Annotated in this window: 13 protein-coding genes and 2 pseudogenes; 7 read left to right on the top strand and 8 right to left on the bottom strand. The window is 63.9% G+C overall.

Annotated features, from left to right (window positions below; all coding sequences use genetic code 11):
• Window positions 1–180, bottom strand: a 180-nt coding sequence (locus WA702_RS13895) for an Arm DNA-binding domain-containing protein (protein ID WP_425111105.1), incomplete at its 3' end; no start/stop codon positions are given.
• A 399-nt stretch (window positions 181–579) separates the two neighbouring features.
• Between WA702_RS13895 and WA702_RS13890 the strand changes: the two genes are divergently transcribed.
• Window positions 580–867: a hypothetical protein gene (locus WA702_RS13890; protein ID WP_425111104.1), complete on the top strand. Its 288-nt coding sequence runs from the start codon at window positions 580–582 to the stop codon at window positions 865–867.
• Window positions 868–1,301: 434 nt separating this feature from the next.
• Here WA702_RS13890 and WA702_RS13885 read toward each other — a convergent pair whose 3' ends face one another.
• Both WA702_RS13885 and WA702_RS13880 read right to left on the bottom strand, forming a co-directional pair.
• Window positions 1,302–2,009, bottom strand: a complete 708-nt coding sequence (locus tag WA702_RS13885) for a L,D-transpeptidase (RefSeq protein ID WP_425111103.1) — start codon at window positions 2,007–2,009, stop codon at window positions 1,302–1,304.
• Window positions 2,010–2,310: 301 nt separating this feature from the next.
• Window positions 2,311–2,640, bottom strand: a complete 330-nt coding sequence (locus WA702_RS13880) for a cupin domain-containing protein (protein WP_425111102.1) — start codon at window positions 2,638–2,640, stop codon at window positions 2,311–2,313.
• 401 nt (window positions 2,641–3,041) lie between these two features.
• Here WA702_RS13880 and WA702_RS13875 point away from each other — a divergent pair, with 401 nt between their 5' ends.
• Window positions 3,042–3,455 carry a hypothetical protein gene (locus WA702_RS13875; protein WP_425111101.1) on the top strand — a complete coding sequence of 138 codons (414 nt, stop codon included), beginning with the start codon at window positions 3,042–3,044 and terminating at the stop codon, window positions 3,453–3,455.
• Window positions 3,456–3,546: 91 nt separating this feature from the next.
• Here the strand turns inward: WA702_RS13875 and WA702_RS13870 are convergent, their stop codons facing one another.
• From WA702_RS13870 to WA702_RS13860, 3 genes are read right to left on the bottom strand one after another with little or no spacing between them, the layout of a single operon-like run.
• A complete protein-coding gene (locus tag WA702_RS13870; RefSeq protein WP_425111100.1) occupies window positions 3,547–4,974 on the bottom strand; it encodes a sensor histidine kinase in 1,428 nt (475 codons plus the stop codon).
• Window positions 4,971–5,636 carry a response regulator transcription factor gene (locus WA702_RS13865; protein ID WP_425111099.1) on the bottom strand — a complete coding sequence of 222 codons (666 nt, stop codon included), beginning with the start codon at window positions 5,634–5,636 and terminating at the stop codon, window positions 4,971–4,973. Before WA702_RS13865 ends, WA702_RS13870 begins: the two co-directional genes overlap by 4 nt.
• Window positions 5,636–5,950: a PepSY domain-containing protein gene (locus tag WA702_RS13860; RefSeq protein ID WP_425111098.1), complete on the bottom strand. Its 315-nt coding sequence runs from the start codon at window positions 5,948–5,950 to the stop codon at window positions 5,636–5,638. The genes WA702_RS13865 and WA702_RS13860 overlap by 1 nt, the downstream gene beginning before the upstream one ends.
• A gap of 148 nt (window positions 5,951–6,098) precedes the next feature.
• On the opposite strand from WA702_RS13860, the gene WA702_RS13855 reads away from it, so the two are divergent.
• From WA702_RS13855 to WA702_RS13840, 4 genes and pseudogenes are all read left to right on the top strand, one after another.
• On the top strand, window positions 6,099–6,371 hold the full coding sequence (locus WA702_RS13855; protein WP_425111096.1) for a PepSY domain-containing protein: 273 nt from the start codon (window positions 6,099–6,101) through the stop codon (window positions 6,369–6,371).
• A 10-nt stretch (window positions 6,372–6,381) separates the two neighbouring features.
• Complete coding sequence (locus WA702_RS13850; protein ID WP_425111095.1) at window positions 6,382–6,948, top strand: cytochrome b/b6 domain-containing protein; 567 nt, start codon at window positions 6,382–6,384, stop codon at window positions 6,946–6,948.
• A 35-nt stretch (window positions 6,949–6,983) separates the two neighbouring features.
• A pseudogene (locus WA702_RS13845) lies at window positions 6,984–7,106 on the top strand (VIT1/CCC1 transporter family protein); the annotation flags it as partial.
• 220 nt (window positions 7,107–7,326) lie between these two features.
• Window positions 7,327–7,803 (top strand): hypothetical protein, encoded by a 477-nt coding sequence (locus tag WA702_RS13840; RefSeq protein WP_425111094.1) that lies wholly within the window; start codon window positions 7,327–7,329, stop codon window positions 7,801–7,803.
• A gap of 65 nt (window positions 7,804–7,868) precedes the next feature.
• Here WA702_RS13840 and WA702_RS13835 read toward each other — a convergent pair.
• Window positions 7,869–8,158: pseudogene (locus WA702_RS13835) on the bottom strand (hypothetical protein); the annotation flags it as partial.
• Between the two features lie 177 nt (window positions 8,159–8,335).
• On the bottom strand, window positions 8,336–9,025 hold the full coding sequence (locus WA702_RS13830) for a substrate-binding domain-containing protein (protein ID WP_425111092.1): 690 nt from the start codon (window positions 9,023–9,025) through the stop codon (window positions 8,336–8,338).
• Between the two features lie 428 nt (window positions 9,026–9,453).
• On the opposite strand from WA702_RS13830, the gene WA702_RS13825 reads away from it, so the two are divergent.
• Window positions 9,454–10,138, top strand: a 685-nt coding sequence (locus tag WA702_RS13825) for an NAD(P)H-dependent flavin oxidoreductase (RefSeq protein WP_425111091.1), incomplete at its 3' end; no start/stop codon positions are given.

The following is a 10,138-nucleotide window of genomic DNA, read 5'->3' as shown; positions in this document are numbered from 1 at the left end:
CCCAAGGCCCATTTCGCGAGAGCGGCCCCGAAGGGTGAAACGAAAGATCCAGGATTTGGCGGGCAGATTTTCGCCGTCGCCTGAAATCTGCAGATAGAGGCCGGCGCCATCGGCGTACATGCCGGGTTTCTTGACCTTCGCGACCTTCAGTGCCGTCAACCGGCCAACCAGATGCGCCATCGCTGCCTCGTAGCCTACCCACGATGCTACCCACATCCTGCGCGCATTTACCCACGTTTTGGGGCGAACCCGCGCGGACACCAGAAGGCATCAAGGGCTAAAATTACGGCGAATTTTCAGGGGGTTGGCGGATGGCCGCGAACAAATGCGAACGCTGGTATGGCGGAGAGGGAGGGATTCGAACCATCAATACATTTCCATGCGGATCGAAGCCGATCGGCAGTAGCGGCTGGCGAATTCATCCGCGAAATTGTCAATGAAGTCGAGATCAGTTCATTAGCCGAGAATGTCTAGCGGTTTCCGTTGAGCGAACCACGCTTACTCAGTGATTGATCCATGGATGTTGGTTGGCAGATGACTGACCTCGGGTCCGCCGCGCGGATCTTAACGAAAACGTGAATGCACAACTCAGTCCAACTCTCCAAAACCGGTGCGACGGATTCGAACCCAAATATCCGAATTTTCCTGTGGTGTTGCCGCTGGTATTGCCCAAAAAATTGTACTGCAAAGCATCGCTCGATCAATGATTTAGCTGAATTTTTCGACGCCGGCCAGGGGCACCAACTGGGCTGTTCAGGCCTGTTTCCAAATCGCGCGCAAACGTTCACCGCGACTTTCGCTTTTCCGAACGAAGGAATTGAGCAGATGGCCGGCAAGAACGATGGCGCGTGCGCCAATCCCAAGTAGATCAGGACCGATATCGACTGCCGTGCCGCCCGACCGAAATTCGACAAGGGCGCCTGAAGTCCCCCAAGATCTCCGACGTGACCGGCGGCTGGCTCTATCTCTTCGTCACGGCGGACGCGAGCAGGCCCGGCGACGCTGCCTCAAGCTCTGGCGGATGGACTACCGCTTCCGCGGCCGCCAGAAAACCTACTCCATCGGCCCCTACGGCAACCGGCAAGGATGGCACGTTCTCGTTCGCAGACGCGCGGCGCGAGCGCGATAAGTTACTGGCGGCTCGCCGCCAGAGATTTGGAAGGATTTCATGCAATAGGCGGACATGCCGAACGTAGCGGGCGCGGCACCGGATCCGGATGGAAATTGAGATCAAGCGCCTCCAGTTACGGTGATACCGAAACTGGCAGGTGGCACCCTGGACCGATGGCCGACGCGGTTGCCTACGCTGGCAGCACGATGACCTTCGTTTTGACCGGCGTTCGCGAATAGAGATCGATCATGTCCTGACTGAGGAGGCCGGTGCAGCCGCTTGTAATGCCGTTCCCGATCGTTTCGGGATCGCTGGTGCTATAGATCGTGTAAAGCGTGTACACCCCATTTTGATAGAGGTAGAGCACGCGAGCACCAAGGGGATTGTCGAGACCGCCCGGCATTCCGCGAGCATATTTTCCCGCCTCCGGCTGGCGCGCGATCATCTCCTTGGGGGGCGTCCAGATAGGCCATTCGGCCTTGCGCCCGACATAAGCCTCCCCGCTCCACCGAAACCCATCGCGGCCGACATTGGCGCCATAGCGGGTAGCGTTTCCCTCGCCCTCGATGCGGTAAACATAGTATTTGCCTGGATCAACAATAATCGTGCCGGGCGCCTCGTTGCTGTCGTAGCGCACTGTCTTGCGAAAATATTTCGGATTTATCTTGCTGACATCGACAGCAGGAATCGGGAATTTCTCGTCGGGCACTGGCCCGTAGACTTTCTCCGCCTCAGCCAAACTCATGTAGTCGGATGCGCAACCCGCCAGGCCAAGTGCGGCGAGACCGGCAGCGGAGCCGAACAGAAACGCCCGGCGGTTGAGAGACCGCGCGGGAAGCCCAGCCAGAGCCCCCTCACCTATGGCGTGGGCGTCGGCAACTCCACGACCCATGATCATGATACGGATTTCCCCTCTTCCCGTTGTACGGCCGCAGGAGAACTTTGGCATAAAGTAGCGGGAGGAGAAAGCGGACTGGTCTTAAGTCGATGGGCCACGTAATTTTCCGCTCCAACTGCTGATCGAAGGCTCGCAGCCGAGCGCCCGATTGCGACGCGCTTCGATTTGCCCAGTACCCGCGCGTGCTTCGTCGCCGCCCGACAGGTCGCCGGCTTCGCGGCGACGCCGCACGGTATACGCTCTGGGGTTTCCGCTTGGCATCTGCGCTTTGGCTGGGCGCCGGCCGACGGACCTTCACACCTTAGCTGTCGAAGACGATCGTGAGCAGCAGCGAACTGTCCTCAATGCCGTGAACGGCATGCCGAACCCCACCCTCGATGTACGCCCACTCGCCCGCGGCCAGTTCAAAACTCGAGTCAGGGAGTTCGAGCCGCGCCCGTCCTTCGATACAGTACAAGGTGATGGGACCGGCCACTTGATGAGGAGCGATGTGCGCGCCGGCGCGGATGATGAGGCGGGCGGCCTCAAAGGAGGGAGTTTTCACGATCGCAGTCGTCTTCGCATCCCGGAGCTTGGGACCAAGCGGTCGAAGATCCACGATCTCTCCAGGGTTTGCGTGCAGGACAGCCATTTCTCTTCCTTCAACGTAGCCACCGGTTCGGACGATCCGGCAAGGGGTGACAGTGCCCGACCTTTCGGCACCCGACGTTCGCGGGCTCGCCGCACGCTGGGGAACGGTAATCGGGGCCGCCCGTTCCGCCGATTGGGATTTCGAAAATGGTTCGGCTTGAACAACCGCCCCTTTAGGGATCTACAGGCCTTCAGCCTCGCGACGCAAGCTCGCTCACCTCAGTTCGCACGCGCCCGGCGCCGGCGCCTGCAGAGGGTGCCTAGTGAGCTCCAACTGGGACGGTCGGACGGCATCCTCCTTCCACACCACGAGCGGTGAGAAACCTCCGATCGGCCCGCGCGTTTCTCCAGACACCGTCTATTGGGACGGAAAATACAGAACTTCCCATCAGGAGGCACGCGATGAAACAATTCGCCATCATCCTGCTGGCGACCGCGACGGTATCGCTGCCCGCCAGCGCGCAACAATCCACGACAGTGGCGACGAACGGGGCACAGCAGGCTCAACCGACGAAAGGTGGCGCCCCCCCGCGAGAAAAGGATCGGATCGGTCTCACCGCAACGCAGCGGCAGATGATCGCCTGGAGCATCGCCGGTCTCGCCGAGATGCAGCCCGTCCCGTCGCGATTTCAGCCGACGCTCGGAACCAAGGCGCCAAAAGATCTAAGCTTGTCCCAGGTGCCCGGGATCGTTCAGGGAGTCGCGCCCCCTGCGGCGAACTACGAATACGCAATGCTCGCGGACAAGGACCTCCTGCTCGTGACGCCGCAGGACGGCACCATCGCCGACGTCATCCATCTGAACCGCCGTCTTTAGGACGGCGGCGCTGCCACGCAGTCGCCTTTTTCTTCCCGCATGGCGCCGACCTCCTCTTTCGCCTCCGTCGTCAGGAACGTGACGGCCCGTGTCAGTGAGATGTCAGACTTCTCACCATATCCGGGACTGAGGCGATGGCCGCGGCCGAAGCGCCCGGCTGCTCGATCACTGCCGCTTTAGCAGCTACTGCCGCTCGCAAACCGCCGAGCTCCGATCGGGAGAGGTCCAGCCTCCAGCCATACGCCTCCAGGACGTCCTGCACGATTGCGAGGCCCAGGCCCGCAGCGCCACCGCGTTCGTCCAGGCGGGTGCCGCGCTCAAGGACACGCGAGAATTCGGACGGTTCGATGCCGCCGCCGTCATCCTCGACGAGCAGGCCTCGCCGGCTCGCATCGCTGGTGATGCGGACGCGGCCCGCAGCGTGACGGCCGGCGTTCTCGAGGAGATTCCCGAGAACCTCCGCGAGATCGGTGCGGTCGAAAGGAACGCAGAGATCATCGGGGACGAGGTCCTCGAACCTCACGCGTCCGCCATCGGGCATCCGGGACAGAGTGGCGATGAGCGACCGGACAAGAGGCTTCACGGGAGTGGACGCCGCGGCCGCGCCCCTGGTGCGCCCGCGGACTCTCGCCCGGGCGAGTTCGCGGTCCACATGGCGGCCCATGGCCTCGCCGACGGCGTCAATGTCCTGGGCGATGTCGCGCTCTCCCCGTTCCCGAAGACGCGATGCATCGGCCGCGAGCGCCGCGAGCGGAGTCTTCAATCCATGCGCCAGATCCGCGGCGCGACCACGCGACCGTTCGATCTCACCTTCCTGGGCATCGATGAGCGCGTTGACCTCCTCGACGAGGGGATGGACTTCGGTCGGGACCGAAGCCGGTAGATGCCGAATTCGCCCGGCTCTGACATCGGCCACTCCGCGGCGTAGCGCGACGAGCGGACGCAAGCCGACGCCGACCTGGACCCAGGTCGCAAGGGCCAGAACGCAGCCGAGAAGGACGAGCGCGATCGCGAGATCCTTCGCGAAGGCCGCGGTCGCCGCCGAAACCCTCGCCAGGTCCTCGGCGACGGCGAGGCGGACGATCACCGGCTTCCCGGCCCCGGCGAGTGTGACGGCGCGCTCAGCGACCAGCACGCGCTGGCCTCCCGGCCCCGAGGCCTCGTGCTGATGAATTTCGCCGGGCTCCAGCCGATCGGCCGGGAGCGTCATGGCCGAATCCCACAGCGAGCGCGAGCGGAGAAGCTGCCCGCGGTCATCGCCGACTTGCCAATAGAGTCCGGAAAGAGGATCGGCGAAACGTGGATCCACCGGGGTCTGCGTCAACACCAGCTTGCCTTGCGGGTCGATGTCGATGCCGGCGAGAAGCTGCTTCAGATGAACATCGAGATCCTGGGCAAGCGTGCGCGAGACGTGTCGCTCGAAGACAAGGACGAGCCCGCCCCCGGCGACTGCGAGGGCGATCAGGATCGCGAGGAAGCCGCCGGCGACCAGGCGCAGCCTGAGAGAATGCCGGTTCACGCGGCGGCCTCCGGCACCAGATAGCCGAAACCGCGCCGCGTCTCGATCGCGTCCGGGCCCAGCTTCTTGCGGACGCGGCCGACCAGCACTTCGAGCGTGTTCGAGTCGTGCTCTTCGCCGTGGCCGTAGACGTTCTCGTCGATCTCCTGCTGCGAGACGACCCGGCCTCGATTCCGGAGGAGATGGGCCACCAGCCTGTACTCGAGAGGCGAGAGCGTGATCGGCACGCCGCGGCGGGTCACCTTCATTTGCCGCTCGTCCAGCGTGATCTCTCCTGCGGTGATGACCGAAGAAGCGTGACCTGTCGACCGCCGCACGACCGATCGCAGGCGCGCCAGCAGCTCCTCCATCCGGAACGGTTTCGGCAGGTAGTCGTCGGCGCCGGCATCGATCCCGTCGACCCGCTCGGCCCAGCTTCCCCGTGCTGTGAGGATGAGGACCGGCATATGGCGGCCGTTGGCGCGCCAGCGCTTCAGGACGGCCAGCCCATCCATGCCGGGCAGACCGAGGTCGAGGATGACGGCTCCATAGTCCTCGGTATCGCCGAGGAACCAGGCGTCCTCGCCATTCGCAACCGCATCGACCACGTAGCCGGACGCTTCGAGCGTGCGCGACACATCCGACGCGATCCGCGGGTCGTCTTCGACAACGAGCACGCGCATCACTTCTCCTTCGTCCGTTCGACTTCGCCGCTGTGGGCGTCGACGTGGATCTCGAAAAGCCGCCCGTTGCCGTCGACGACGCGCAGCTCGTACATCCAGGCGCCGGCTTCGTGTTCGAGCTTGATGCCCACGACTTCGCCCGGAAGCCTTCCCTTGATCGACGTCAGAATCTCCGCGAGCGGCCGGATCTCGCCGGCCTCGACGGCTCGTCGCGCGTCGTCGTGGTCGCGCGCGAACGCCGACGCTCCTCCGCCCGCGGCCACGACGGCGATCGCAAGCATCAGGGCGCGAATTCGATAAGGGCGTGAGTCCATGAGGTAGCTCGTCATCCGGTAGATATGGATGCCAGAACCCACCTGACAAATCGCTGACCTGGCTCAACAGGTCGCCGTCAGGCTGCTTCTGACAGATTGCCCCGCATCGCCGCCGCATGGTGCGGCCGGCGTCCGTCAGGAGATACCTATGCGCAAGATCGCAATTCTTACCGTCGCCGCAATCGTGCTCGGAGCAGCCTCCGCCCAGGCCAGCAGCCTCGGCAGGCCGTGCACGTCGGCTCCGGAGGCCCAGTGGCTGCCCATGGCGCAGCTTCAGGCCAAGGTCGAGGCCCAGGGCTACAAGGTCCAGAAGGCCAAGCTCAAGAACGCCTGCGGCGAGCTCTACACGCTCGACAAGACCGGCAACCGGGTCGAGCTGTTCGTGGATCCGACCAACGGCCAGATCGTCGGCCAGATGTGACGGTGCGCAAATGAGAACCCTGAGCAACACGATAGGAGCCGGCGGCGCGACGCCGCCGGCAACCGTCAAAGTCTGGGACCCGTTCGTGCGGGTCTTCCACTGGTCGCTGGCGAGCTTGTTCGTTCTTGCCTACGCCACGGGCGACGAGATCGAGCGGGTGCACGTCGCAGCCGGCTACACCATAGCCGGTCTCCTCGCGGCCCGCATCGTCTGGGGCTTCGTCGGTCCTCGGCATGCGCGATTTTCGAACTTCGTTCGTCCGCCACGCGAGGTGCTCGCCTATCTGCGGGACGTTGCACTCCTCAGGGCTCCTCGTTACATCGGGCACAATCCCGCCGGCGGCGCCATGATCGTCGCGCTCCTGGTCGCCCTGGCCGGCACGTGCACTACCGGCTACATGATGACGACGGACGCCTACTGGGGCTCCAAGCTGATCGAGCACGTCCACGAGTTCTTCGCCAACCTGACCGTCGGCCTCGTCGTAGCGCATGTCCTCGGCGTGCTGGTCGCGAGCTTCGAGCACCACGAGAACCTGGTGGCCTCCATGATCTCTGGCCGCAAGAGGGCTGCCGACTGAGCAGCCCTCTCATCCGCAATCCAATGGAGGATCCCGTGCCCGCCACGCCGCACGTCGAAAAGCACTTCACTGCCTCCGGAGCCATCGCGATGGGGCTCGGCGGGTATCTCGCCGCGCGCACCGGTGCCGAGCACTATGCCGCCGAAGAGCAGCGCGAGCTGAACTTCATCAGCGTGACCGCATGAAAGACCAGCATCAAAGCAGGTCCGGCGCGTATTCATTTCAGCTAGTTGGCTAACGACCGCGTGGTGACTGACCCGCGAGGCATACTGCGTCGTCGGGCCGCAGCTCATTCGCCCCGGACTTTGCTCCAGCGCAAGCTCCTGGCCGTCCTCGTCCTCCTATCTGCGAGCAAAGAGACTCTTTGGAGAAAACCCAGTGACCATTCTGACCAAGTCGCTCATACCCGCGGTCGTCGTACTCGGGCTCGCCATGGGACCACCTGCCCTCGCTGCTGGACCCCATTCGCATGACGGGCCTGCCGCGACGGTCCAGCTTCGGCTCGACCACGGCAAGAAGTGGTCGACGGATGACGCCCTGCGCCGCGGCATGAGCGAAATCCGTGTCGCCATGGCGCAATCGTTGGCGCCCATTCAGAAAAACGTGTTTACGCCCGCGCAATATGAAGCCTTGGCGACGGGCATCCAGACGCAGATCGACTATGTGGTGGGAAACTGCAAGCTGCCCGAGCAGGCCGACCAGCAACTTCACTTGGTGCTCGAGCAGATCATCGACGGTGCGGCCGATATGAAGACCGAGGCTGGCCGCAATCGCGGGGCGACAAAAATCGTCCAGGCGCTTGCTCAATACGGCCAATATTTTGACCATGCAGGCTGGCAACCGCTAGAACATTGAAATTCAATTGCCGCCGGCGGCAGAAGCGCGGCGCGTGACGCATGCTCTCCTGCCCGGAAGGGCTGCTATTCCTGCGGGAGGCATCCATCAGCGCGAACGTCATCCGAAACATAAACGGTAGTTATCGATCTCCAAGGCTCCGAAGGCGCGTCGTGCGATGGGTGGCCCGATCGTGTCCCGCCCATCGCGGCGCGCCCCTTCATTCCGGGAATGCGTGCACCGCCCCGACAAGGGCCGGAGTGAGGGCCCGCAGTGCGTTCAAAATGACTGCAACGTCGATTACCTCATGGACGATAGCTGCGAGCACGGGCTCAAGCCGGCCAACGGTAGCAGCTACCATCGCCACCAACGACAACAGCGGCACAGCGCCTGCACGCTCGAAATTGCGTGACTGAGCGGCCGATCAACCGGATCTTCTCTGGCATCGTGTTGCCGACGCCCCGGAGATCATGGACGGTCAAACCGGACGGCATCTGGCTCCGGGCATCATTCCGTTCGATCTCGGTATCTCGATCTCAGATCCTTCGAAAGCTCAAACCGGCATCATGCCATGGCGGCGCTTGGTCTCCGCTGTTTCGGCAGAGGCCACATAGGTGATGAAGCCGCGCGCGGCGTCTGCATGAGCTGCCGCCTTGCAGATACCAGCGGCAAATATCGTCTTCGGCTGCAGCGTCTCGGGCAGCAGGCCGACGATCTCGATGCCGGGCGCGCCCTGCATCTCGCTCAACTGCTGGAAGCCGACCTCGACCACACCATCGGCGAGCAATTTCGCGACGGGGATGCCCGGCTTGGCCTTGACGACGCGGCTCTCGAACCCGCTCTCCAGGCCCCAATCGCGGGCGAGCTTGACGACATGCGCGCCGCTCGGGCCGGTGGAGATGCCGATCGAGGCGGTGTTGGCCAGCGCCGTGCGCACGGCGGCCTGATCCAGCGCATCGGGCCGGCTCGCACCTGCGCGCACTGCCATCGCCATCGGCGATTCCGCAATCTCGACGATACTGCCGTTGACCAGCGCGCCGTCGGCCTCGAGCTGGCGCAACGCGTCGGAGGCGAGCACCGCGAGATCGAAGGACTCGCCCGCACGGATGCGCTTGGCGGCGTCGACGCCGCCGACGGATTCGATGCTGACGGCATGTCCGGTCGCCTGCTGATACGCGCTCGCGAGTTCGGAGAGGATCTGCCGGGTCGCCATCGAGGAAATGCCCGTCACCGTCATGCTCATCGATCGCTCCATTATAGATAGCCGCTGCTTCAATCGCCCGGGTCCGGGGTCGCACCCGGCCCTCGACTTCCTCCGATATTGCAAATGTCATGATGGGGCAAGCGACCGGCCGGATGCCTAACCCATCGTTGCCGGCCGTTGCATCCGTCGCCAGGCGATTTGCGCGGCAACCCGAGGCCGCCTGTTAGTTACAGCCGTAATCAGGTGACGAGTCAGTCACGCGCTGTTGACGCGACGATCAGCGATCCCGCGCTGAGAATAAATTGTCACAGGAAGTTCATAGAGCAGCGCACAACGGAGGACCGGCATACCTCGTACTAACGAATAAGGCGCGATGAGCCGCGGACAGCCGCAGCTATTTTGCCGCCGACGATTGAAAAACAACATTGGCGCACCGCCGCGAACGGCGGTCAGCATGGATCATTGATATGACGAACACGCGCGCAGACGCATTGCAGAAGCCGCAACCTGACCCGATCAAATGGCCGCGGAGCGGCCTGCTCGACCTGCTCGGCATCGCCCATCCCATCATCCAGGCTCCCATGGGACAACACGCCGGACCGGCGCTGGTCGCAGCCGTCTGCAACGCGGGCGCGCTCGGCTCGCTTGGATGCGGGACGATGTCGATCGACAGCGCGCGACGCCGGATTGCGCAGGTCAGACACGCCTCGGCGAGGCCGTTCAACCTGAATTTCTTTGCGCATTCCGCGCCGCTGATTGATACCGAGACGGCCGATCTGGTGCGCGCCCGGCTCGCCTTCTACTACGGGCTGCTGGGGCTCGGCGCCGTGCCGCGGCCGACCGATCCGCTGCCCCGTTTCGACGAGAAGCGGCTGCAGCTGATCCTGACAACGCGTCCGCGGGCCGTCAGTTTTCATTACGGCATACCGCCGGCGGCCATGGTCGCGCAGATCAGGCGGGCCGGCTGTGTCGTCATCGGTTCGGCCACGACGGTGGCCGAGGCCAAGGCGTTGGAGCAGCACGGCGTCGACGCGGTCATCGCGCAGGGCATCGAGGCCGGCGGACCGCGCGGCACCTTCACGCGCGGCGACGGCGCCGGGCTGATCGGCACGATGTCGCTGGTGCCGCAGGTGGCCGACGCAGTGCGGGTGC

The organism is Bradyrhizobium sp. (assembly GCF_049798375.1).
In the GTDB taxonomy this organism is placed as follows: Bacteria; Pseudomonadota; Alphaproteobacteria; order Rhizobiales; family Xanthobacteraceae; genus Bradyrhizobium.
The sequence above is the reverse complement of the archived record's forward strand: the minus strand, read 5'-3'. Positions and strand labels throughout refer to the sequence as shown.